This window comes from Azonexus sp. (assembly GCF_030824335.1).
In the GTDB taxonomy this organism is placed as follows: Bacteria; Pseudomonadota; Gammaproteobacteria; order Burkholderiales; family Rhodocyclaceae; genus Azonexus.
Genome location: NZ_JAVBXX010000007.1, coordinates 310,646 through 334,783 on the forward strand (window position 1 = coordinate 310,646; position 24,138 = coordinate 334,783).

Consider the following 24,138-nt stretch of genomic DNA (forward strand, 5'->3'; position numbering starts at 1 on the left):
CGCTATTCTACCGGAGCAGCCTCGCCAGCGCTTCTGCCCATGCTGTCACTCATCGCGCCTGTGTCTTCTGTTGCGCCGCTCATCCTGACCATACGGTTCGCGCCCTTGCTGCTCACGCATTTCTTCGCGCAAACGGCGGCGCTCATCCGGCGACAGATCCCTCCGGTGCGGTGAATTGTCACTATTGTACAAACGCTGCGGGCCGGTGTTTTCCCGTTGCCAATGTTCACGCATTTGCTGGCGCATTTCGCGCCGCTCCTCGGGGGCCAATTCGCGCCAGCGCTCATCCGACCACGCGCTGCCCGCTGACAAAGACAGCATGAGCAAAAGCAGCGAGGACGAAGTTCGGATATTCATGGTGTGAGGTATTTTATCCGGATTGATGGCCTGACCATTCTCCGGTGGCGTCGGCAAGTTGTGGCGCCATAGTTGTAATCGAATGTTTCCTGGAACCGCGCCGAGATCATTTGTTACGATTGGGCGCAATTCTTCTCCTGACAAGCAGCTATCCTTGCCGCATGAACGATACCAACCAGCACATTCTTGTCGTCGATGACGACGCCCGCCTGCGTGACCTGTTGAGCCGCTACCTCGGCGAACAAGGGTTTGCCGTCAAGGCCGTCGGAGATGCCATGCAAATGGACAAAGTACGCAGCCGCGAACACTATCACCTGATCGTGCTCGACCTGATGCTGCCGGGCGAAGACGGTTTGTCGATCTGTCGCCGTCTGCGCGGCCAGGGCGACCGCACACCGGTGATCATGCTGACCGCCAAGGGAGACGAGGTAGATCGCATTGTCGGATTGGAAATGGGCGCTGACGATTACCTCCCGAAGCCGTTCAATCCGCGCGAGTTGCTGGCCCGCATCCACGCCGTGCTGCGCCGCCAGGGCAACACGCCACCGGGCACGCCGGAAGACCTCCCGGAAAACACGCGTTTCGGCAGCATCGAAGTCGATTTTTCGGCCCGAACCCTGAAACGCGGCGACGAAACACTCCCGTTGACCACCGGTGAGTTTGCCGTACTCAAGGTGCTGCTCCAGCACCCGCGCCAGCCCTTGTCGCGCGACAAGCTGATGACCTTGGCCCGTGGCCGCGAACAGGGGCCGTTCGACCGCGCCATCGACGTCCAGGTTTCCCGGCTACGCAAGCTGATCGAAGCCGACCCGTCCCAGCCGCGCTACCTGCAAACGGTCTGGGGCTTTGGCTACGTCTTCATGCCCGATGGTACGCCGCGGGAAAACTGATGCCGCGTTCGCTGCTGGCTCGCACCTTCCTGCTGCTTGCCTTGCTGGTGCTGCTCAGTACGGCAGGCTGGCTCAGCTTGCTGCGCCACATCGATATCGAGCCACGCGCCCGCGAATCGGCCAACATGGCAACTTCTGCGGTCAACCTGATCCGGGCCTCGCTTTTTGCTGCCGCACCGGACAAGCGCCCGGGCTTGTTTGCCGAGTTTTCCTCACGCGAAGGCATACGCCTGCTCCCCGCCGAACCCCAGGACGAGATCCTGGCCATGCCGGACTCCCGCTTTCAAGCCTTGCTGAGCGAGGCTATCGTCGCCCAGTTGGGCCCGGCTACCCGCATCGCCATAGAGGTCAATGGCGAGCCCGGATTCTGGGTCAGTTTCCGCCTCAATGAACGCGACGACGACGAATTCTGGCTTGTTCTGCCGAGAGAAAAGGTCAAGCGCAGTCTGGCTTCGCGCTGGTTAAGCTGGGCTGCATTGGCCGTTGGGCTGGCTTTGCTGGTTGCCTGGTTGATTGCCTCGATGATCAGCCGGCCGCTCAAGGCCATGGCCGGCTCAGCACAGGCGGTCGGCCGCGGGCAGATACCGGAGCCGCTACCCGAGGACGGCGCCGAAGAAATCCGGGCGCTGGCCAGCGCCTTCAACGCCATGGCCAGTGACCTGGCCCGCCACGAGCAGGATCGCTCGGAAGTCCTGGCCGGTATTTCGCACGATTTGCGCACACCACTCACCCGTTTGCGCCTGGAAGCCGAAATGAGCGTTTCCGACGAAGCGGCCCGTCAGAGCATCGTCGCCGACATCGAGCAGATGGAAGCGGTCATTTCCCAATTCATGGATTATGCCCGGACCGAATCCGGAGAAATGCCGGTGCCCACCGATCTGGCGGCCCTGCTGTCCACGATAGGAGAACGCCAACTGGCCATCGGCCGGCCGCTGGAAATTGATCTCGACGGCGTGTCGACCGCAATATTGCGCCCCAAGGCGATCAGCCGCGCCGTCGGCAACCTGCTCGACAACGCCTGGAAATACGGCGGTGGCGCCGTTCTGCTGCGCGCGCTTGCGGTCGACCACGAAATCCACATCGAAATTGTCGATCACGGCCCCGGCATTCCGGCGCATGAAACGGAAAGCATGAAGCGCCCGTTTACCCGTCTGGAATCGGCCCGCACCAACGCCACCGGAACCGGTCTCGGGCTGGCCATCGTTGACCGTATCGCCCGTTTGCACAACGGCCGGCTTGAACTGCTGGTAAACCAGCCCACTGGGTTACTCGCCCGACTGATAATCGAGTCGGGCTGAGCCTTACCGAGGCGGCATGATGCAGCGTCGTCTCAGCCGATAAATTGGCTGATATCGACTTCGTCGATCTGCTCAGGCTTCAGGTAACGCGCGGCATATTCCCGATAAACCCCGGAGGTCAGGAACAGATCGAAAAGAACGGGATCGATGTGCCGATCCTTTTTGAAGAAAGACAAGATCTTGATCGACTCGGACAAGGTCTTCATCGGTTTATATGGCCGGTCGGAAGCGGTCAATGCTTCGAAAATATCGGCAATTGCCATGATCCGTGACGGAATCGACAAATCCTCAGCCCGCAGCTTGCGTGGATAACCAGTCCCGATCATCGTCTCGTGATGCGTACCGGCATATTCCGGGACGCGGCGCAGTTGCTTGGGCAAAGGCAGGCGTTCGAGCATCAGGATGCTCTGGATGATGTGCTCATTGATCTTGAAACGCTCTTCTTCGGTCAACGTTCCCTTGGCAATGATCAGGTTATATACCTCACCAAAGTTGTACAGGTCTTTCGGCACGCTGACTTTCCAGCCGTTTTCGGAGGCGTAGGCCTGACTGCTGCCTTCGCGTGCCACGACATGCCAAGGCTTGTCCGTCAGTAAATTCTCCTGCACCGGCAAGGTTTCTTCCAGCTCACCGGAACGTCGGCGAAGTTCATCCTGCGACAGCCCTAAGCGATCGTCGAAGTGACGCAGCCAGGTTTCTTCAGCAATGCGTCGCACACGGGCGATCCGTTCCGGTGCCATGAATTCGCCACCCATGTTGGATTCAGCAAGAAATGCAAAATCGTCCAGCAGGTGAGCCTTGCGCTCGGCAAACCGGGCATCGGCCGCTGCATGCGCCTCTCCCCGCTCGTGAATAGCGCGCAATCGATCGATTTCGGCATCGCGCAATAAAACCTCGAAACGCATCCGCACTTCGTGGATACGGTTGTAAATGGTTTCCAGTTTGGTTGCCTTGTCTACGACATATTCAGGCGTCGTGACCTTGCCGCAATCATGCAGCCAGGCACCGATACGAAACTCCCGCCATTCATCCTCAGTGGAAAAATTAAAATCCGCGAGCGGGCCATGATCCTGCGCATCCGCTTCGCGGAGCAGCATCATTGCCAATTCAGGCACGCGCTCGCAATGTCCGCCGGTATAGGCACTTTTTGCATCGATGGCACCTGCAACCAGCTTGATCAGCGCATCCATCAGCACCTTTTGCGCCTCAAGCAGGTTCTGGTTCTCCAGTGCAATCGCGGACTGCGCCGCCAAAGCTTCAATGAAACCAAGAATATCCGGGGGAAAAGGAATGATCTCGCCGGTATGCGGATCCTGTGCATTGAGCAACTGGATCAGTCCAATCACCTCCCCCTCACGCGGGCTGAGTGGTACGGTCAACAACGAAATCGTACGAAATCCACTTTCTTCGCTGAAGCGCTTGGTGCCGGAAAGATCAAAGCGGGTTTCGGCGTAGACATCGTCAATGACCACCGTTTCATTCCGCAAGGCGGCGTGGCAAACGACGTATTTGTCGTTTTCGGAACCATCTGCCTGATACAACGGAATTTCAAATGCGGGCAGTTCGTCGTCATGGGTCCGATGAGCAAAAGCCAGCGTATCGCGTTCTGTTTTCAGGAACAGCGTGGCAGCGGCGCAATGGGCAATGTGCTTTGCCCCAACCAGAATATGCTTCAACAAGGCAGTGCGGTCTTGCTCACGCGACAGGGAAATACCGTACTCAACAAGACTGGCCAGTTTTTCCTGCGCAATCGCCAACTCCCCTGTTCGCTGTTCAATGGCTGTCTGCATTACCCCCTGAGCTTCGCCAAGCGCATTGATTTCGTACAAAAACGTTTGCGGCGCCTGCGATTTGACTGAGAAATCCAGATGTTTCAGGCGTTCCGAATCCTTGGCCAGCGATGTCAGCGCCAGTACGACCCGACGTGATCCGATGTAAGCCAAAGGAATCAGGAAGAGCAACAGGATCAAGGTAATCTGGATGACGTTGCTTTTTGCCTCGGCAAATGCCCCCAGAAAATCACTGAGCGGCGCCAGCACCACCACACTGAAGCGCGTTCCCCCGATGGCTTGGGAAACCATGCGGGTCAGGACGACTTTCTCCAGCCCTGTCCCGCTGTTCAACTCAACGATCCGCGACGCCTCATCGGAAATTGTTTGCCGCAAGGGTTGCAAATTCGGATTGTCGATGCGCTCGGCCGGTGTCAGTGGCGCCAGCTTCACCCCTGCATAACGGCCTCCATGGCCGTGAAATGCCAGTATCTGCCCGGCGCTGTCCTGCACCGCAATTGCCCCGTTTTCGGAAATTGGCAAACCTTCAACAAAAGTCTGCAAGGACGCCAGGCTGATGTCGCTTGCCACAACACCGGCGCCGGCTGGCAAGGGGGCCGCCACCGTTATCCCGAGTTCATCATTGGAGGAAAACAGATAAGGCGTGGTAACCATCAGCCCCTGCCGCTCGGTCGCCCCGGCAAACCAGGGACGACTGGTCGGCACAAAGCGCGCAGCCTGCTCGCGCTGCCCCAACACGGCACGCCTGGCATCGAGAAATTGCCATGACTCACGGCGTACACCGTCAGCACCTTGAACGATCCGGCGCACGGCAAATACCGTTTCGGCCGGCGCCTCCAGGGCTGCGATTACCTTGGGATTGGCGCGTACCGCGATGACTTGCAGAAACTCATCGTTCGCCAGGCCGAAGAAATGCGAATAAATTTGTGGGTTGGCTTCCAGCGACCCGACAAAGGTCGACACCATGTCGCGTTGATTGATTCGTCCGGCGACCACAAACTGCTCGGCTTCCGCCCCTGCCTGTGCCATGACGAAACGGCTGCTCTGCTGGATGATTGAATCCAGTTCGGACCGGGCCTGGCTGGCAATCAGCGAAAATCGCCCCGACGCCCCCGTTTCAGCCATGTCGCGAAAAGTCTGGAAAACCGTCAGCAAGACTGCCGCCGAAAGCAGCGAGACTAGCAAAAAGGTTGAACCCAGAGCCCAATGCTGAAAACGGATATTCAATTTGACTGGCATGACACGCCCTCCTGCAGGAGGTTTCAGGCGGGGAAAATCCCCGTTAAACCATCAGCGCAACGAAATCTCGACCCGCCGGTTACGAGGTTCCGGTGTCTCGTCCGGCGTCTGGATCAAAAGATTACGTTCGCCATGCGATTCAACGATCAGGGCATGTGCCTTCAGCCCCTGTTGTTGCATCAATTCGGCAACTGACTGCGCCCGTTTCAATGCCAGGGCACTGTTCTGCTCGGCATTCCCGCTGGTATCGGTGTGGCCGATGATGGATACGTCGACTGCAGGACGACTTGCCGCATTGCGAATGATTTGTGCCAGCAATGCCTGTGACTCTGCCGTCAGGGTTGCCCCGCCCAGTTCAAAATACAGCAGGAAGCGCTCGGGCAATTGCGGACGCGCCGCCATGGCTGCGCCAAAATCCTGGCGAATCCGGCTTTCTTCGATGGCCGCCGGTTGCTGAGATCCATCGAGCGCTGCGCCATGCATGGACTTGTCAATCAGCTGCTCGCCCTTCTCGCCGCGTACGACAATCTTGCCGGTCGAACCATCCGGATTGTCGAGCAACACCACATAGGATTTGCTGGCGCAACCGGTGAGCAGCATGCCGAGAAACCCCACCATCAACGCCTTGCGGATCATGCTCATGGCTCACTCCTCAACCTTGACCAGAAAATTCGTGCCGCGCACACCAATCGTGCCGGTCGGTGTCTTGACCGAAACCGCATCGGGTTGCAGTTTGGCAATCACGCCGGACACGTAATTCATGCTGCCTTTGCTCAACTTGCTGCCCAGCTTCAACTTGCCCTGGCCGGGGGCATAAAGGTATTCATCAACCGTCAGTTCGGTATTCGGGCCGAAGGACATCACCGTTTCGTCACGGAAGGTCACCCCCATGCTGCCGCCCGAGCCGGTCTTCAGTATGGAGCCGGTAAAGATCGGCGTGCCGACATCGGCCTTTGCCACGTTTCCAGCACTTGAAACCGATGCCTCACCGGCCACATTCTTGACGAAACCGATGGCTTGGGATTCAGCCTGCACCCCCAGCGGCAGCAACAGCGCCAAGGCAAATAGTGTGCGATTCATTGTCATCATGTCCTCCTGTTTTTGTTTGAGATGAATCTGGACATCGTGTGATCAGCGACGAAGCTATCATATGCCGGACTGCGCCAATAATATCCTCCCTACATTCGTCAGCACATTGATCGCATGAAAAAAAACGCTCGCTGGACCTTGCTGCTACCCCCACTGGTCATCGCGCTGATCGTACTTTTCCAGCTCCTTGCCGAACAGCCGAGGACGATGCTGCGCAATGCCGTGTTCGATCAATTTCAACGCTGGCAGCCCAGGACTTACACAGAAACGCCGGTCCGCATCATCGACATTGACGAAACCAGTCTGACCCGCCTTGGTCAATGGCCGTGGCCGAGAAATCGCCTGGCCGAACTGGTCGACCGCCTGACAGCCGCAAATGTCGCGGCCATCGGCTTCGACGTAATGTTTGCCGAAGCCGACCGGACCTCACCGGCTCACATGGCTGATCTGTGGCAACTCGACAGCGCGCTGCGCCAGCAGATTCTGGCCTTGCCAGACCATGATCAGCATTTTGCCGACCGCCTGCGCAAAGCAGATGCCGTGGTCGGCTTCGCCCTGGAGCGTGGCGAGACATCCGGGCAAAAACGCCCGGCCGGCAAAGCCAGTTTCGTCAATCTCGGCGAAGCACAAAATCGCTGGCTGCATGCATTCACTGGCGCGATCACCTCGCTGCCGGTGCTGGAATCGGTGGCCAAGGGCAACGGTGCATTGAGCTTCGTTCCCGATAGTGATGGCGTTATCCGGCGCATTCCGCTGCTCTTTCAGATGCCGGACGGCCCGGTACCGACGCTGGTCAGCGAAACGCTGCGGGTGGCACAGGGCGTGCCGGTTGTCATGCTGCGCAGTGCCGGTCACTTGCAGCACCTTACCGGGGAAAAAGACAACGCCGGCCTCGGTGAGATTCGGATTGGCGACTTTACGATTCCAACCACCCCGCAGGGGGAACTGTGGATTCATTACACCCCGCCTCGCCCCGAACGCAGCCTGCCCGCCTGGCAAGTATTTTCCGACGAAGCGGCGCTGGCTGGCCTGGCCGGCCATATTGTGCTCGTCGGCAGTTCCGCCCAGGGACTGATGGATCTGCGCTTTAGTCCCTTCGGGCTGATGCCGGGGGTTCAAGCCCATGCCCAGGCATTGGAGCAGATACTGAGCGGTCATTTCCTTGAGCGACCAAGCTGGGCGATTGGCAGCGAATTCACGGCACTCGTCGTTGGTAGCCTGATTGTCGGCTTCATCGCCTTGCACACCGGTGCGCTGGCAGCTGCCGCAGCCTGTATCGCACTGGTCGCCGTGACGGCGGGCGGTTCATGGCTGGCGTTCACCCACAGCCGGTTGCTCATCGACCCGAGTCTGCCGGCCATCGGCATCCTGCTCACCTTCCTGATCTGCAGCCTGACCCATCACTTCATGGCCGAACGCGAACAACGCTGGATCAAAGGCGCCTTCGCCCGTTACGTCTCGCCCAACCGGGTCGCCCACCTGATCGAGCACAACGACGACATGGCACTGGGCGGCAAACGGCAGCAATGCAGTTTCATCTTTACCGACCTGGCCAGCTTTACCAGCCTGATGGAAGGCATTGATCCCGCCGCAGCCGTGGCGTTGCTCAACGACTATCTCGACGAAATGATCGCCATCGCCTTCCGCCACGAAGGCACGCTCGACCGGATTGTTGGCGATGCCGTGGCAATCATGTTCTCGGCCCCCGTGCCGCAGCCCGATCACTGCGCCCGCGCGCTGGCCTGCGCGCTGGAAATGGACGCTTTCGCCAGCGCCTATTCGCGCAAACTGATTGCCCAAGGCATTCCATTCGGGGCCACACGCATCGGCGTCCATGCGGGTGAAGTCATCGTCGGCAACTTTGGCGGCAAGACCATGTTCGACTACCGCGCGCTGGGTGATCCGGTCAACACGGCGGCACGGCTGGAATCCGCCAACAAGCACCTGGGCACGCAAATTTGCATTTCGGAAGCGATCCTGGCCGAAGCCCCAACCAGCAACGTTCGCCCGGTGGGCAAGATCATCTTCAAGGGAAAAACCCGGCCACTGGCAATTTTTGAAGCCCTTGGCCAAGGTGAGCTGGACGGACGCGCGCCACTTGACGCTTATCTGCCCGCCTATCAGTCACTGGAAAATGACCCAGCCAACGCCGGCTCCCTGTTTGCCGACCTGCATGCCCGCTACCCGGATGACCGCCTCGTCGCGATGCATCACGCTCGCTTGCAGGATGGGCAAACCGGCGATTTGATCGTCCTGTCGAACAAGTAGCGCCGACCTGGCCGGCGTACTTCTCTTGCGTTTTCCTGCACCGTTTCACCGTCCGGTAGTTTCGTCGCCAGAGCGCTTCGCTGTCCTTAAGCCAGCGCCGGATTTGGCCGGGTTGAACGCTGCACCAGCCTTGAAGCAAAAACTGCCGGAAACGAACGTCGACCGCAGGATTGCGAATTCAATCCCCGTTCCGGGCAACGAGCACGACGGCCTGCGCCTCGATGGCTTCCTCGCGACCCAGATAGCCCAGTTTTTCGTTGGTCTTGCCCTTGAGATTGACGCAATCTTCGGCAATACCGAGGTCGACCGCAATATTGGCGACCATCGCCGCGGCGTAGGGCGCGAGCTTGGGTTTCTGGGCGATCAGCGTGGCATCGACATTGACCACCTGCCAGCCCTTCTCCGCCAGCAACGCGACGGCAGCCCGCAACAATACGCGGCTGTCGGCCCCGGCATAGCGCGGATCGGTATCGGGAAAATGCCGGCCGATATCGCCCAGTGCGACGGCGCCGAGCAGTGCATCGGTAATCGCATGCAGCAGCGCATCTGCGTCGGAATGACCGAGCAGACCGGTCGTGTGCGGAATCTCGACGCCGCCGAGAATCAGTTTGCGCCCGGCGACCAGTTGATGCACGTCGTAGCCCTGGCCGACCCGGAGGTTGATTGGCGCATTCATTGGCTTGCTCATTTACGTCCTCTAAGAATCATTGCCGCCAGCGCCAGATCGGCCGGAAAAGTGACTTTCAGGTTGGTCGAATCGCCGCGCACCAGTTTGGGTTGCAGCCCCAGCGCCTCGATGGCGCCGGCTTCATCGGTCACGGCGCGACATTTTTCCAGCGCTTCGACCAGGCTACCGTAGCGGAACATCTGCGGCGTCTGCGCCTGCCACAAGCCATCGCGCGATTCAGTCGCGGCGACGCGCTGTTCGGCATCGGCGCGTTTCAGCGTATCGGCGACCGGCACGGCGAGAATGCCGCCGACCGGATCGTCAGCCAGTTCGTCGAACAGTTCGTCCAGCATGCTTTGGCTGATGCAGGGTCGAGCCGCGTCATGGACCAGCACCCAATCGTCGTCGGCTGCCGACATGGCGGCAGCACGCAAGGCATTGGTCACGCTGTCGGCGCGCGTCGCGCCGCCACAACGCACGGTTTCCAGCTTTGGCCCCAGTGCCGACCAGTCGTAATCCGGCCAGAACGGATCATCCGGCGCCAGCACGACCCACACCCGGTCGATGGCCGGATGCGCGGTCAACGCCGCCAAAGTATGAAAAATCAGCGGCCGACCGAGCAGGTCGAGATACTGTTTGGGCTTCTCCGCGCCGAAGCGGGAACCGCTGCCGGCAGCGGGAACGATTGCGTAATAGCGTGGCATGCCTTAATTTTAACGAAGAACACCAAAAAGAGAGGAATCCCATGACCTTCGTCGCCCCGGAACTGGCCGCACCTGTCGAGGCATTTTCGACCGCGCTGGGTATTGGTCTGCTCATCGGCATGGAGCGCGAACGGCGCCCGGACGCCGCTGCCGGCCTGCGTACCTTCTCTCTCGTGTCGATGCTCGGCTGCCTGTTTGCGATGCTCAGTGAAAGAACCGGCGAACCGTGGTTGCTGGCGGTTGGCCTGATGGTGCTGGCCGCGTCGATGGTGGCGTCCAATTTTTCCTCGAAACAAGAAGAACAGTTTCGCGGTTTTACCTCCGAGGCGGCAATCATCGTCACCTACGGGCTGGGTGCCGCCGTCTGGCTGGGCTACGCCACGCTGGCCGTCATGCTGGCCATCGCCACGACGGTGCTGCTCTATTTCAAGGCCGAACTGAAACAATTCAGCGAGCGCATGACGCCCAAGGACATCAATTCGATGTTGCAATTCGGCGTGCTGTCGCTGGTCATCCTGCCCATTTTGCCCAATGAGGATTTCGGCCCTTACGGCGCAATCAATCCGCGCCAGATTTGGTGGATGGTGGTACTGATTTCCGGGCTGGCACTGGCTGGCTACCTCGCACTGCGCATCGTCGGTGCCCGGCACGGTGCGGCGCTGCTCGGCATTTTTGGCGGTTTGGCCTCGTCGACCGCAACCACCATGATGTTTTCCCGCCATGCCGCCGAACACGGCCATCTGGTGCGCATGTCGTCCATCGTCATCCTGATCGCCAACGTGATGGTGATGATCCGCCTCGGGCTGATCGCCAGCGTCGTTTCGCCCAGCCTGCTGCAGCCCATCGCCATCGTCTTTGCCTGCGGCATCGTGCCGGGGGTGGTCATGGCGCTGTACGGCTGGAAAATACTCAGCGCGGCCGGCGAATTGCCGATGCCCGAAGTGAAGAACCCGACCGAACTGAAAACCGCCGTCTCCTTCGGCCTGCTTTACGCCATTGTGCTGCTGGCGGCGGCCTGGTTACAGGATATCGCCGGCAGTAGCGGTCTCTATATCGTCGCCCTGGTCTCCGGCCTGACCGACGCTGACGCCAGCGTGCTGTCCACGCTGCGCATCTTCAACCTGGACAAAGTACTCGCCACCGACGCCGTCGTCGCCGTCACGCTGGCACTGGTCGCCAACCTGATCTTCAAGATCGGACTGGTCATCAGCATCGGCGGCAAAGCGCTGGCCCGGCACGCCCTGCCCGGTTTGATCGCGATTGGCAGCGGCATGGGAATCGGGCTGCTGCTGGTTTAAGAGATCACCATGAACACCATTCGCCCACCCGCCGTTGCCGGCCTGTTTTACCCGGCCGAAGCCGCCTTGCTGCAATCGACGGTCGACCAGCTTCTGGGCGATGCACTCGTACAAACCGCAAAGTCCACGCATCCCGCGCAGCAACCCAAAGCCTTGATCGTGCCGCATGCCGGCTACATTTATTCCGGATCGACCGCAGCCCGGGCCTATGCCGAACTGGCCCCGTGGCGGCACAGCATCCACCGCGTCATCCTGCTCGGCCCGACACATCGGGTGGCGGTGAACGGTCTGGCCCTGCCTGAAACCGACACCTTCGCCACGCCCCTCGGCAAGATTCCTGTCGATCCGGCAGCCAGGGCCGCCATCATCGACTTGCCGCAGATTTGCAGCAGCGACCGGGTGCATGCCCAGGAACACTCGCTGGAAGTGCACCTGCCCTTCCTGCAGCGCGGACTCGACGATTTCACCCTGCTCCCCCTGGCCGTAGGCGAAGCCTCGCCGGAAGACGTGGCCGAGGTCATTGATCGGCTGTGGGGTGGCCCGGAAACGCTGTTCGTGATCAGTTCCGACCTGTCGCACTTCCTGCCTTATGCCACCGCCCAAGCCGTCGACCGCAAAAGTTGCGGGAAAATCCTCGCCTTGGATACAACGCTGCACCCCGAACAAGCCTGCGGCGCCTTTCCGATCAACGGGTTGTTGCTGGCGGCACGGCAACGTGGCCTGCAACCACGGCAGCTTGCCTTGTGTAATTCCGGCGACACCGCCGGTGAGCGCAGCCGGGTCGTCGGCTATGCGTCTTTTGCCCTTTATGAGCCGAACGAAAGCCATCATGGATGAATTGGGTAACACCCTGCTGCGTCTTGCCCGTAACGCGATCGGCGAAAAATTCGGCCTGACACCCAAACCTGCGGTCGACCTGCCGACGCTGCACGAAAACGCTGCCACCTTTGTCACGCTGACCCAGCAAGGCGCCTTGCGCGGCTGCATCGGCAGCCTCGAAGCCTGGCGGCCCTTGCTCGAAGATGTACAAGCCAACGCCCGCAACGCAGCCTTTCACGACCCGCGTTTCATGCCCTTGAGCGCCTGCGAATTTTCCTACACGCATGTCGAAGTTTCCCTGCTCACGCCGGCCGAAGCCATGCAATTCAAGGATGAAGCCGATGCCCTGAGCCAGTTTCGCCCATTGATCGATGGCGTAATCCTGTCGAAAGGCGGCAAACGCGCCACCTTTTTGCCGCAGGTCTGGGAGCAATTGCCCGAGCCCGAGGTCTTCCTCGCCCATTTGAAGGAAAAAGCCGGCCTGCCGGCCAATTACTGGGGCCAGGACTTGTGCCTGTTGCGTTACACGGTCAAAAAATGGAAAGACGGGTAATGCCGCACGCCGAAACTGCGCATCACCATCCAGCCCGCTGGTGGCACGCACTACCCGAGCAACGCATCCAGTGCGACCTCTGCCCGCGCGACTGCCAATTGCACGAAGGCCAGCGCGGCGCCTGCTTCGTCCGCCAGATGCACGATGGCGAAATGGTGCTGACGACCTACGGCCGTTCATCCGGCTTCTGCATCGACCCCATTGAAAAGAAGCCGCTCAACCATTTCTACCCCGGCAGCAGCATCCTGTCTTTCGGCACCGCCGGCTGCAACCTGACCTGCAAATTCTGTCAGAACTGGGATATTTCCAAGTCGAAAGACATGGACAGACTGATGGATGCCGCCAGCCCGCAAGCCATTGCCGAAGCCGCATTGCGCCACGAGGCCGACGCCGTGGCCTACACCTACAACGATCCGGTGGTCTTCGCCGAATACGCCATCGACACTGCGCAGGCCTGCCGCGAACGGGGCATCCGCAACGTTGCAGTGACCGCCGGCTACATTCACCCGGCGCCGGCCCGCGAATTCTTCGCTGTCATGGACGCCACCAATGTCGACCTCAAAGCCTTCACCGACGACTTCTACCGCAAACTGTGCGGTGCCCGCCTGCAACCGGTGCTCGACACCCTGGCCTATATTCACCACGAAACCGACTGCTGGCTCGAAATCACCACCCTGCTGATCCCTGACCAGAACGACAGCCCGGCGGAAATCAACGCGTTGGCCAACTGGATCGCCGGCGAACTCGGCCCCGATGTACCCCTGCATTTCACCGCCTTCCACCCGGACTGGAAAATGGGCCAGACGCCGCCCACCCCGCCCGCCACGCTCACCCAGGCCCGCCGCATCGCGCTTGATGCCGGCTTGCACCACGTTTTCACCGGCAACGTCCACGACTGCGAAGGTGGCACGACCTTCTGCCCGAATTGCCACGCCGCCTTGATCGTGCGCGACTGGTACGCCATTCGGCGTTACGAAATCCAGCCCGACGACAACACACCGCAAGGCCGCTGCCCGCATTGCCAGACGGCCATTGCCGGATGCTTCGGAAAAGCACTCGGCCGCAACGGCCAAGCCTTTGGTCCCAAGCGCATACCGATTCGCATCGCACCATGAACGACACCCCACAATGCATCACCGCATGCGGCTTGACCATCCATACAGCAAACGGCCACCTGCACGGCCAACTGCGCCTGGCCACCACACCACGGGCCAGCCTGCTTGTGGTCCACACGCCGAATTCTGCGGTCGACCGCCTGGCCACGGACAATCTCGCCGCATACGGCTACAACATCCTGAGCATGGACCTGCTCACCGTTCAGGAAGCCAAATTTGCCGATGCGGCAGAAAACATCCCGCGCCTCACCCAACGTGTGATCGATCTGCTCGATTTCGCCCGGCGCGACGCCAATCTGGCGCAGCGACCGCTGGGCATCCTGGCCACCGGCAATGCCTGCCCCGCCGCCCTGCGCGCCACCGCCCGGCGCGACACCCAGCTTCTTGCTCTGGCCTGCCATAACGGACTGATCGACCGAGCCGGCAAAGAATCCCTCGAACTCCTGACCGCCCCCCTGCTCACGCTATGCGACACCGACGACAGCCCGGTCAAAGCCTCCTACGACCGCGCCCGCCCACACCTCACCGCCCCGCACGAATTCCACCAGATCAGCCCAGCCGAAAACCCGGCACAGCGCGTAGCTTCATGGTTTTCTGTCTATTTGGGGAGTTGACCGCAAAAATGCACGCGCCCCATGGCTGAATATCGCCTGACCTGTCCCTCACCAAACAGGACTGACATCGTGCCCCACTTTCCGGATTCCTCCATGGGCGCCCCGCCACACGTTGCGCGGCTCAAGCGGCTTGTTGCCGAATCAAATTGGCTGATGCAAGCGCTGCGCACGGTACAAGCGATCGGCCTAAAATCATGGTGCATCGGTGCGGAAGCCATTCGAGGCTTGGTTTGGGATCACTGCATGGGTTCGAGATTCACACGAAGACTCCTGATGTCGACATGGTGTTTTTCGACTCACAAAACTGTTCGTCGAGCCATGAACAAAACCTGAAGAACCGGCTAGACAACGCACTCCCAGCTCTATCGCGAACGCATTGCACAGAAGCCCTTCCCAGAACGTTGGCCTTTGGTCAAGGTTCAGCTGGAGGAGAACACGCTAACCCCGCGTAAGCATTTTCCGGATGATCCCCCGCAGCCGTACCACTACCCGGCACCCAGGGCTTGCCCCCCCGGTGAAGCGGCTATAATGCTCGCCCCACCATGCTGCTTCACCCCGCGCCCACGTGTCTGCTCCCCAACCGCTGCTTCCCCTCGCCGCCCTGCCCAAGCCCGGCGCCCGTATCGATCTGCCGCCGCTGACCGGCTCTGCCGATGCGCTGGCGCTGGCCGAAATTGCCCGCCACAGCAAGGCGCGCATGCTGGTGGTGGTTACCGCCAGCGCGGCTGATGCACAGCGTCTGCTGGAGGAAATCCCGTGGTTTGCGCCGGCTTTGAAAGTACGTTTGCTGCCGGACTGGGAAACGCTGCCTTACGATCACTTTTCGCCGCATCAGGATCTGGTTTCCGAGCGCCTGGCGACCTTGTGGTCAGCTTTGCAGGGTGAGGTGGAAATCCTGCTGGTGCCGGCGTCGACCGCAATAAACCGGCTGGCGCCGCCGGAATTCATGGCCGCTTACACCTTCGAGTTCAAGAAGGGCCAGACGCTCGATGCCGAGAAGTTCCGCAGCCAGGTCACGCTGGCCGGCTACGCGCACGTCACGCAGGTGGTTTCGCCCGGTGAATACTCGATTCGCGGCGGCTTGATCGATCTCTTCCCGATGGGTTCGCAACTGCCTTACCGGCTCGACCTGTTCGACGACGAGATCGAAAGCATCAAGACCTTCGACGTCGATACCCAGCGCACCGTTTATCCGGTGCCGGAAGTGCGCCTCTTGCCGGCGCGCGAATTCCCCATGGACGACAAGGGCCGCACGCATTTCCGCCAGGCCTTCCGCGAGCGCTTCGACGGCGACCCGGCCAAGTCCGGCATCTACAAGGACATTTCGACCGGCATCGCCAGCGCCGGCATCGAGTATTACCTGCCCCTGTTCTTCGACAGCACGGCGACCATTTTCGATTACCTGCCGAAAGACGCGGTTTTCGTCACGCATGGCGACACGCCGGCCGCCATCGCCGCTTTCTGGAACGACACCCGCTCGCGCTACAACCTGCTGCAGGGCGACAAGGCGCGGCCCTTGATGGCGCCGGATGAGTTGTTCCTGACTGACGAAGCCTTCTTCATCGCGGCCAAATCCTACGGTCGACTGGCCCTGGATGCCAAAAACCCGCAGGCCGCCGGAAAACTACCGAATGTTGCCGTTGACCGCAGAAGCGACGATCCGCTGGGCGCGCTGAAAAATCATCTCGCCAGCTTCCCGGGCCGGGTTTTGCTGGTCGCGGAAACCGCCGGCCGGCGCGAAACGCTGGCCGCGATGTTCGCCGAACACGGCCTGAAACCGGATGCCTGCACCGACTTCGCCAGCTTCATCGGTGGCAAGGCTCGTCTGGCCCTCGGTGTCGGCCCGCTGCAAGCCGGCTTTGCGCTCGACGCCGTAGCCTTCATTACCGAAACCGAGTTGTTCGCCGGCACGCCACGGCGCACCCGGCGCGAAGCGGCCAAGAAAGCAACGTTCGACAACTGGCTGAAAGACCTGACCGAACTCAAGGTCGGCGATCCGGTCGTGCATGAAAGCCACGGCATCGGCCGCTATCAGGGCCTGGTGCGCATGGACCTGGGGCTGGGCGAACAGGAATTCCTCGAACTGCATTACGCCAACGACGCCAAGCTGTTCGTCCCGGTGGCCCAGTTGCACGTGATTTCCCGTTACTCTGGCGCCGATCCGGAAAGCGCCCCGCTGCATACGCTGGGTTCCGGCCAATGGGACAAGGCCAAGCGCAAGGCAGCCGAGCAGGCGCGCGACACCGCCGCCGAACTGCTCGCACTGTACGCCGCCCGCGCCGCCCGCCAGGGCCATGCCTTCGACTTCCAGGAAAACGATTACGAAGTTTTCGCCGATGGTTTCGGTTTTGAGGAAACCCACGATCAGGCGCAGGCCATCGCAGCCGTCATCGAAGACATGCGCTCGGGCAAGCCGATGGACCGGCTGGTTTGCGGCGACGTCGGTTTCGGCAAGACCGAAGTCGCCCTGCGCGCTGCCTTCTGCGCGGTAGCCGGCGGCAAGCAGGTCGCCGTGCTGTGCCCGACCACGCTGCTCTGCGAACAGCATTACCAGACCTTCGCCGACCGCTTCGCCGACTGGCCGGTCAAGATTGCCGAAATCTCGCGCTTCAAGACCGCCAAGGAAACGACGCAGGCCTTGCAGGAACTGGCCGAAGGCAAGATCGACATCATCATCGGCACGCACAAGCTGATCGGCAAGGACGTCAAATTCAACCGTCTGGGCCTCGTCATCATCGACGAAGAACACCGTTTCGGCGTGCGCCAGAAGGAAACCTTGAAGTCGATGCGCGCCGAGGTCGATGTGCTGACGCTGACCGCAACGCCGATTCCGCGCACGCTGGCGCTGTCAATGGAAGGTCTGCGCGATTTCTCGGTGATCGCCACCGCGCCGCAGAAGCGGCTGGCCATCAAGACCTTCGTCTCGAAATTCTCCGACGGCATCATCCGCGAAGCAGTGCTGCGCGAACTCAAGCGCGGCGGCCAGGTGTATTTCCTGCACAACGAAGTCGACACCATCAACAACATGCAGGAAAAGCTGGAAAAGCTGGTGCCGGAAGCGCGCATCGTCATCGGCCACGGCCAGATGAACGAACGCGAACTGGAGCGCGTGATGCGCGACTTCACCGGCCAGCGCGCCAACGTGCTGCTGTGCACGACGATCATCGAAACCGGCATCGACAATCCGCACGCCAACACCATCCTGATCAACCGCTCGGAAAAATTCGGCCTCGCCCAGTTGCACCAGTTGCGCGGCCGGGTCGGTCGCTCGCATCACCAGGCTTACGCCTACCTGCTGGTGCAGGACGAAAAGGCGCTGACCAAGCAGGCCAAGATGCGCCTCGAAGCCATTCAGGCGATGGAAGAACTCGGCTCCGGTTTCTACCTGGCGATGCACGATCTGGAAATCCGCGGCGCCGGCGAGGTGCTGGGCGACAACCAATCGGGCGAAATGCAGGAAGTCGGTTTCACCATGTTTGCCGACATGCTCAACCGTGCCGTCGCTCACCTGAAACAGGGCAAGCTGATGGACTCGCTGGACCTGACCCAGCCGATCGGCGTCAGCGGCGAGATCAACCTGCGCACGCCGGCCCTGCTGCCCGATGGCTACTGCCCCGACGTGCACGAACGCCTGACGCTGTACAAGCGCCTGGCCAACTGCGACACCAGCGAGGAAATCGACGCACTGCAGGAAGAATTGATCGACCGTTTCGGCGAACTGCCGCTGCAGGCGCAATCGCTGCTCGCCACGCACCGCCTGCGTCTCTTGGTCAAACCGCTTCTGATAGCCAAGCTCGACGCGACCAACGACCAGATCACCATCCAGTTCAGCCCGGAATTCACCAAGAATCCGCCTATCGAGCCGATCAAGATCATCAATTTGATTCAGAAAAACCGCAGCTATAAGCTAGCCGGACAGGATAAAATTTCCCTCTTACGCCACTGCCCGACCCTGAACGACAAAGTCGCCGCAGTGAAAGACATGATTCGCGAGCTGACTAAATGACCACCAAAATTGAAAACGTAAACGTATCCGCCTTCGACACCATGCCGACGCCGGCCGAAATCCATGCAAAATTGCCGTTGACCGCAAAAGCGGAAACTACGGTCGGCGAAGGTCGCGAATTGCTGCGCAACATCCTCGACCGCAAGGATCACCGCCTGTTCGTCGTCGTCGGCCCCTGCTCGATTCACGACCCGGTCGCCGGCCTGGATTACGCCCGCCGCCTGAAAGCACTGGCCGATGACGTCGGCGACGTGCTGCAGATCATCATGCGCGTCTATTTCGAAAAGCCGCGCACCACGGTCGGCTGGAAGGGTTACATCAACGACCCGTTCATGGACGATTCCTTCCAGGTCAATGTCGGCATGGAAAAGGCCCGCGAATTCCTGCTCGCCGTCAATGAACTCGGCCTGCCCGCCGGCACCGAAGCGCTCGACCCGTACGGCCCGCAGTACTACGGTGATCTGATCACCTGGACCGCCATCGGCGCCCGCACCACCGAATCGCAAACGCACCGCGAAATGTCGTCCGGGCTATCCACGCCGGTCGGCTTCAAGAACGCGACCAGCGGCGACCTGAGCGTAGCCACCAACGCCATCCTGTCGGCCTCCAACCCGCACTCCTTCCTCGGCCTGAACAACGACGGCCGCGTCGCGATTGTGCGCACCACCGGCAACGCCTACGGCCACGTCGTGCTGCGCGGCGGCGACGGCAAGCCGAACTACGACACCGTGTCGGTCACCGTGGCCGAACAGGCACTGGCCAAGGCCAAACTGCCGGCCAACATCGTCGTCGATTGCTCACACGCCAACAGCTCGAAAAAGCCCGAACTACAACCGCTGGTCATGGCCGACGTGGTCAACCAGATCCGCAACGGCAACAAGTCGCTGCTCGGCGTGATGATCGAATCGAACATCGAAGCCGGCAACCAGCCGATCCCGGCCGACCTGTCGCAACTGAAATACGGCTGCTCGGTGACCGACGGCTGCGTCGGCTGGGAAACCACCGAACAGATGATCCGCGACGCAGCAGTCCTGTTGCGCGACGTGTTGCCGGAACGGCTTGCCTGAGTCGAAAGACGATGCCGACTATCAGCCAACCCCAGCCTAACCCGCTGGGGTTTTTTCATACCTGCAGGTGTTGACCGCAACATTGCCGCTCGACAAGGTCGAACACAAGTTCAGACGTGCGACAATTCACCGATCAAGTCGGTAAAAATGCCCAGCCCTGAAGATCGGAGATATTCCATGGCACTGGTTCAATTTCGTGACAGCGTATCCGTTGCTGACTATCTGGCCGACGAAGAAGCAGCCACTGAAAAACATGAATATCTGGCCGGCGAAGTCCATGCCATGAGCGGTGCCAGCGCGCGGCATAACCTGATTTGCGGCAACCTCTTTGCCGCCTTGCACCGGCATCTGGCGGGCGGCCCGTGCCGGGTTTTCATGGCTGACCTGAAAGTTCGCCTGTCGGTCAATGACGAGGACTATTTTTACTATCCGGACATCATGGTTGCCTGCAATCCGGCGGATCAGGCCAGCCACTTTCGCACGCAACCGTCGGTGCTGGTCGAAATCATGTCACCCAGCACCGAGCGTATTGACCGCCGGGAAAAACTTTTTGCCTACCGCACGCTCGATTCCCTACGCGAATATGTCTTGATCGAACAAGACGCGCCGGTCGCCTTGGCCTATGTCCGCACCGAAGACCGTTGGACCACGCAACGCCCGGAACCCACCGGCGTGCTCACCCTCCCCAGCCTGAATTTCTCCATCCCGGTGGCAGAGTTGTATCGGGGAACGGAAGGTTTGTAGTCCAGCATCGTCATCCAATAAAGATTCAGATGCGAGTGATCCATCAATGATAGTCGCTCTCGCGCTGATGGCGCACCGCCAGTATCGTCACCGTCTCGGCATCGTCGATTTCAAAAAGCGCGACATAACCCGCTGCGCCGAACGGAATCACCAACTCACGCAAAAACGGCGAATCGGTCGTAGCCTTGCGGCAAGTGAACGGCATTTGCTCCAGCGTGACCATGCCCGCGCGTATCGCCTCCAGCGCTCGCTCAGCCAGCGTCCAGTCTGCGGCATCCCGCTCAAGAATGAACTCATAAAGCCTGACCAGATCGGCCTCGGCCTCCTGGGTAAAACGAACCCGAAACGTCATGCCTGGGATTTGCCAGCCTTGGCTTTATCAAGCATTCCCTGGAGTCGATCAAGCACAGCAGAAGCCTCGACATAGTGTCCGGTCTGTCTGGCCTGATCGCGCGCCACCAAACCGCGTACGACAAACTCCTTTTCAGCCTGACGATAGGCGATGGTCTTACGGATCGCATGCTCGACAAAGCCCGACAAGCTTTCCCCCTCATGCAAGACGCTTTCTGCGGAACGACGCAGTTCCGGATCAACCCGCAAGGAAGGAATCGTGGCAGTTTTCATTGAGGCACCCAATGCGTTGTATTTGCGATGCATTGTGCCGATATATCGTGGAGTGGGCAAGTCAAGGCTATCGCCCGTGCCAAAGGCGTCTTACAGGCCGCCCGCGATGCCGCGTCCTTATCGGGCCTGTCGATCAGATAAAAGCGAAGATAGCACTATTCCCCCTCGGAAATCGCCGACCTGACAGGAAAACGCTCACCAACGATCTTTCTGGAGATCCTGATTCGCTGGCAGCCGATTCTGGACAAGCTGAAACTGGATGCAGCAGCCCCCGGGGAAATGCTAAATAAATATTGCCACCCAAAAAACCAAGCCACACCTTGTGTCTTAGCATCCATTCTGGGTAATATTCCTGCCATCCCTTGCATGAACCTGCTATGCGGATTTCTTCGGCTGAAGCATTGCCACGGATGAATGGCAGTTTTCCAGAATACATGCAGGATATGCTGCCAACTATAAAGTTTCGAAAATCGAGCCTAGTCCCTTTTTTTATAGAAATAGAATTGAAATGAGGCCTCCCCAATTTTTTAACGGTATTTATATTTTTATATCACATTATTAAAATTAAAGAAGAAAATATGAACTCAAAAAATGCACTGCTTTTTATTGCTGGTTTGATCGCGACATTGGTAACGAGCCCCGCTGCGGCACAATCATCAGAGTCATTAAGGTGCAACAACGATCTGGTCTATGCCGGTGACAGTAAAGCGGTCGTGTTGTTGAAATGCGGAGCCCCGACTGTCAAGGACTCGTTTTGCAAACCAGATACTAGGGGTAGGGTTTGCGAAACAGTCGATGAATGGACATACAATTTGGGTGCTGGACAATTCATCCGAACACTTCGGTTTGAATCGGGCAAGCTTATTTCAATATCATTCGGGGATTACGGAAAGTAATCACGGGCCAAGGCAATCAAAGGGGCCGGAGCCGAATTAAATTTCGGCCATTTTTTCAGTTGACCGTGAAAGCCTCTGCAAACCGATCCTGATCGGCTAATTATTGTGAAACATATATTAATTTCCGCTTTATTTTTACTGAGCAACCCGGTCGCTGCTCAGTACCGCTGCCTTGTCAACAAAAAAGTGATTTTTCAGGATGCCCCATGTTTCAACCATCCTCAATACATTGAAGAAAAAACCAACGCAATTCAACAAAACCAATATTCATTGCCTAACAGAAATATCCAACATATTGGGCCAATTGAGGCTGGAATGCAGCTTTGCGCAAGTGATGCTGTAAAATTTGTAGCATGGAAAGACCCAGGAAGCCTACAGATCGGAAAAATTCACGGTGGGAAGATGGATACATTCCGGATTTCCGGGACACTGCATGGAGGACGAATATACTTCATACCTGTTAATGCAAAAAACGGCTTTGGCGGTTACAATGGCTTCAAACCAATTATTTGCATCACCAGCGAAGATGGGCTTCGCATAGTACAAATCAACTCGGATGCACACCGCTAATGATTATCTGAATAAGTCCAGATTCTTGCTTCAGGTGAGTAGAAAATCTTTGATTTTCTTGTGTGGAAATTTTGGGCTACCTGCTTGCTCAGATAATCCCCAAAAAAAACTAACAAAATCATTTATTAAAAACAAGTTGCACACAGTTTATTTGCACGATCTGGTGCAAATTTTGTTACAAAAATTTATTTTCACAAACCCACAAAGAAAAATAATATCTTGACATTTGAAATTATAAAAACACAAGCACCAAAAACCCACCGTGCACGCCTTTTTTCGCATTAACTAATTTCTGCATTGGTGCTGACGTAGTGGTTTTTTGATATATAAACCATCATAAACGAAACGAAAATTTTATAAATAAATAAAAAATTTCAGCCATCTCGCGCCAAAGAAAAACCCATTAGAACCCCAATCAACAATACAGGCAACCTCATGAGTATACGAGACAAAAAGATAAACTATATTGCTTACACAATAATATTATTTTTGGCTTTTATTCACAATCCATTCTCCGGATACTGGGATACAACAAGCAACCCATGGCTTAATGGAAAATTGATTACCGAATGCGCAACAAAAGGAACTAGCTATTACTGTGAAACATATAAACTGCCATTTTGGGGCTGGAGATCAACTGGGGCACTCATAGATTGGTTTTCAACAATTCAGAATTTTCTTTTATCCATAGCAATAGTTATAGGCACTGCGGGAGCAGTTCGCGGATATTTAAATATAAAAGAAGACTGAAAATTAAATTTCATAAAATTAACAACCGAAAAACTTACGACTTTCCTTGCACATAGAAACAAAACACAACTCCGTTAATTCAAATTTAGTCTAACCCATTTTTATTAATCAACGGACACCCCCCAAGACAGAATGGGCCGTCTGCCTCACAGAGTTCGTAGCATGGTCCCGCCAGAACAACCCGACCACCATTTCACTCGAGGACAGACCACTTGACGGACGAAACAACCGTGATCCGTCCCCTGTTTTCTGAAAGGCTGCTTGAAAACATGACTGCTCCGACACCCGACAAAACCAAAGTATTTGCCGAGGCATCGCGCCTAGTTACGTTTCACAATTTTGACTTACCGAAAGCAGGTCAGTATCTGGAGACGATTCACCGCTATCACGGACCAGATAGCGAAGTTCGAGAAAAACTTGAAGCCTTCGGAAGAGAGTTTCGAAACAGCGAAGTGCTGTATAACAAGCTGGTCGGCTATGTTCTGGAGTGTTATGCACATTATTTCTACTCAAAAGAATGTGCATTCGATCAAAACCGCAAGCACCCCGATTTCGAAGAATACTTTCAGCATTGGTTTTACTCCCAAGCGGATTACGTAGAAAAATCGGCACGTAGCTATTTCCAGCAACGAATCAAACAGCCGACCAATCTGAAAATTCAAACTGGTAAGACCATCTGGCACTTTCGACGACAGAACCCACGATAAGCGGCCTTGGCTCATTGTTCGTCCCATTTTTCACACCTTCGCGGCCTACTCCTTCACGCCAACACCACACGAC

The 24,138-nt window shown here is 58.2% G+C and carries 23 protein-coding genes; 15 read left to right on the forward strand and 8 right to left on the reverse strand.

The features are described from left to right. Nucleotides 1-45 precede the first annotated feature (45 nt). A complete protein-coding gene (locus tag RCI20_RS05360; RefSeq protein ID WP_306603533.1) occupies nucleotides 46-501 on the reverse strand; it encodes a hypothetical protein in 456 nt (151 codons plus the stop codon). 17 nt (nucleotides 502-518) lie between these two features. On the opposite strand from RCI20_RS05360, the gene ompR reads away from it, so the two are divergent. Both ompR and RCI20_RS05370 read left to right on the forward strand, forming a co-directional pair. Next, nucleotides 519-1,247: a two-component system response regulator OmpR gene (gene ompR, locus RCI20_RS05365; protein WP_306603534.1), complete on the forward strand. Its 729-nt coding sequence runs from the start codon at nucleotides 519-521 to the stop codon at nucleotides 1,245-1,247. Next, nucleotides 1,247-2,545, forward strand: a complete 1,299-nt coding sequence (locus tag RCI20_RS05370; RefSeq protein WP_306603535.1) for an ATP-binding protein — start codon at nucleotides 1,247-1,249, stop codon at nucleotides 2,543-2,545. Before ompR ends, RCI20_RS05370 begins: the two co-directional genes overlap by 1 nt. A 32-nt stretch (nucleotides 2,546-2,577) precedes the next feature. Here the strand turns inward: RCI20_RS05370 and RCI20_RS05375 are convergent, their stop codons facing one another. The 3 genes from RCI20_RS05375 to RCI20_RS05385 are packed head-to-tail and all read right to left on the reverse strand — an operon-like array spanning nucleotide 2,578 to nucleotide 6,663. Continuing rightward, nucleotides 2,578-5,574 (reverse strand): HD domain-containing phosphohydrolase, encoded by a 2,997-nt coding sequence (locus tag RCI20_RS05375; RefSeq protein WP_306603536.1) that lies wholly within the window; start codon nucleotides 5,572-5,574, stop codon nucleotides 2,578-2,580. A gap of 51 nt (nucleotides 5,575-5,625) precedes the next feature. Then, the gene (locus RCI20_RS05380) at nucleotides 5,626-6,216 is read right to left on the reverse strand and encodes an OmpA family protein (protein ID WP_306603537.1); all 591 of its coding nucleotides are present in this window, start codon (nucleotides 6,214-6,216) and stop codon (nucleotides 5,626-5,628) included. Between the two features lie 3 nt (nucleotides 6,217-6,219). Further along, nucleotides 6,220-6,663 (reverse strand): FecR family protein, encoded by a 444-nt coding sequence (locus RCI20_RS05385; protein WP_306603538.1) that lies wholly within the window; start codon nucleotides 6,661-6,663, stop codon nucleotides 6,220-6,222. A 114-nt stretch (nucleotides 6,664-6,777) separates the two neighbouring features. Here RCI20_RS05385 and RCI20_RS05390 point away from each other — a divergent pair, with 114 nt between their 5' ends. Further along, nucleotides 6,778-8,931 carry a CHASE2 domain-containing protein gene (locus tag RCI20_RS05390; protein ID WP_306603539.1) on the forward strand — a complete coding sequence of 718 codons (2,154 nt, stop codon included), beginning with the start codon at nucleotides 6,778-6,780 and terminating at the stop codon, nucleotides 8,929-8,931. Between the two features lie 178 nt (nucleotides 8,932-9,109). Here the strand turns inward: RCI20_RS05390 and ispF are convergent, their stop codons facing one another. Then, complete coding sequence (gene ispF, locus RCI20_RS05395) at nucleotides 9,110-9,619, reverse strand: 2-C-methyl-D-erythritol 2,4-cyclodiphosphate synthase (protein WP_373691479.1); 510 nt, start codon at nucleotides 9,617-9,619, stop codon at nucleotides 9,110-9,112. Continuing rightward, nucleotides 9,616-10,302 (reverse strand): 2-C-methyl-D-erythritol 4-phosphate cytidylyltransferase, encoded by a 687-nt coding sequence (ispD, locus tag RCI20_RS05400; protein ID WP_306603540.1) that lies wholly within the window; start codon nucleotides 10,300-10,302, stop codon nucleotides 9,616-9,618. The genes ispF and ispD overlap by 4 nt, the downstream gene beginning before the upstream one ends. Nucleotides 10,303-10,343: 41 nt before the next feature. Here ispD and RCI20_RS05405 point away from each other — a divergent pair, with 41 nt between their 5' ends. From RCI20_RS05405 to RCI20_RS05440, 8 genes are all read left to right on the forward strand, one after another. Next, nucleotides 10,344-11,600 (forward strand): MgtC/SapB family protein, encoded by a 1,257-nt coding sequence (locus tag RCI20_RS05405; protein ID WP_306603541.1) that lies wholly within the window; start codon nucleotides 10,344-10,346, stop codon nucleotides 11,598-11,600. Nucleotides 11,601-11,609: 9 nt separating this feature from the next. Further along, nucleotides 11,610-12,437, forward strand: coding sequence for an AmmeMemoRadiSam system protein B (gene amrB, locus RCI20_RS05410; protein WP_373691480.1), 828 nt, complete (start codon nucleotides 11,610-11,612; stop codon nucleotides 12,435-12,437). After that, entirely contained in the window at nucleotides 12,430-12,972 is a 543-nt protein-coding gene (gene amrA, locus RCI20_RS05415; RefSeq protein WP_306603542.1) for an AmmeMemoRadiSam system protein A, read from the forward strand. The genes amrB and amrA overlap by 8 nt, the downstream gene beginning before the upstream one ends. Beyond that, nucleotides 12,972-14,087, forward strand: a complete 1,116-nt coding sequence (gene amrS, locus RCI20_RS05420) for an AmmeMemoRadiSam system radical SAM enzyme (protein ID WP_306603543.1) — start codon at nucleotides 12,972-12,974, stop codon at nucleotides 14,085-14,087. Before amrA ends, amrS begins: the two co-directional genes overlap by 1 nt. Beyond that, nucleotides 14,084-14,701 carry a hypothetical protein gene (locus RCI20_RS05425; protein ID WP_306603544.1) on the forward strand — a complete coding sequence of 206 codons (618 nt, stop codon included), beginning with the start codon at nucleotides 14,084-14,086 and terminating at the stop codon, nucleotides 14,699-14,701. Before amrS ends, RCI20_RS05425 begins: the two co-directional genes overlap by 4 nt. A 565-nt stretch (nucleotides 14,702-15,266) precedes the next feature. After that, nucleotides 15,267-18,707 (forward strand): transcription-repair coupling factor, encoded by a 3,441-nt coding sequence (gene mfd, locus RCI20_RS05430; RefSeq protein WP_306603545.1) that lies wholly within the window; start codon nucleotides 15,267-15,269, stop codon nucleotides 18,705-18,707. After that, a complete protein-coding gene (locus tag RCI20_RS05435; protein ID WP_306603546.1) occupies nucleotides 18,704-19,774 on the forward strand; it encodes a 3-deoxy-7-phosphoheptulonate synthase in 1,071 nt (356 codons plus the stop codon). The genes mfd and RCI20_RS05435 overlap by 4 nt, the downstream gene beginning before the upstream one ends. Nucleotides 19,775-19,951: 177 nt before the next feature. Beyond that, nucleotides 19,952-20,518, forward strand: coding sequence for a Uma2 family endonuclease (locus tag RCI20_RS05440; RefSeq protein ID WP_306603547.1), 567 nt, complete (start codon nucleotides 19,952-19,954; stop codon nucleotides 20,516-20,518). A 43-nt stretch (nucleotides 20,519-20,561) separates the two neighbouring features. Here RCI20_RS05440 and RCI20_RS05445 read toward each other — a convergent pair whose 3' ends face one another. After that, the gene (locus RCI20_RS05445; protein WP_306603548.1) at nucleotides 20,562-20,870 is read right to left on the reverse strand and encodes a type II toxin-antitoxin system RelE/ParE family toxin; all 309 of its coding nucleotides are present in this window, start codon (nucleotides 20,868-20,870) and stop codon (nucleotides 20,562-20,564) included. Beyond that, nucleotides 20,867-21,142 (reverse strand): YlcI/YnfO family protein, encoded by a 276-nt coding sequence (locus tag RCI20_RS05450; protein WP_306603549.1) that lies wholly within the window; start codon nucleotides 21,140-21,142, stop codon nucleotides 20,867-20,869. Before RCI20_RS05450 ends, RCI20_RS05445 begins: the two co-directional genes overlap by 4 nt. A 578-nt stretch (nucleotides 21,143-21,720) precedes the next feature. Between RCI20_RS05450 and RCI20_RS17730 the strand changes: the two genes are divergently transcribed. The 4 genes from RCI20_RS17730 to RCI20_RS05465 all read left to right on the forward strand — a co-directional run bounded on the left by RCI20_RS17730 (nucleotide 21,721) and on the right by RCI20_RS05465 (nucleotide 24,065). Continuing rightward, nucleotides 21,721-22,038, forward strand: a complete 318-nt coding sequence (locus RCI20_RS17730) for a DUF2845 domain-containing protein (RefSeq protein ID WP_373691481.1) — start codon at nucleotides 21,721-21,723, stop codon at nucleotides 22,036-22,038. A 105-nt stretch (nucleotides 22,039-22,143) separates the two neighbouring features. Further along, on the forward strand, nucleotides 22,144-22,608 hold the full coding sequence (locus RCI20_RS05455; RefSeq protein ID WP_306603550.1) for a hypothetical protein: 465 nt from the start codon (nucleotides 22,144-22,146) through the stop codon (nucleotides 22,606-22,608). A gap of 435 nt (nucleotides 22,609-23,043) precedes the next feature. Further along, nucleotides 23,044-23,358, forward strand: coding sequence for a hypothetical protein (locus tag RCI20_RS05460; protein ID WP_306603551.1), 315 nt, complete (start codon nucleotides 23,044-23,046; stop codon nucleotides 23,356-23,358). Between the two features lie 212 nt (nucleotides 23,359-23,570). Beyond that, nucleotides 23,571-24,065 carry a hypothetical protein gene (locus RCI20_RS05465; protein WP_306603552.1) on the forward strand — a complete coding sequence of 165 codons (495 nt, stop codon included), beginning with the start codon at nucleotides 23,571-23,573 and terminating at the stop codon, nucleotides 24,063-24,065. Nucleotides 24,066-24,138 lie beyond the last annotated feature (73 nt).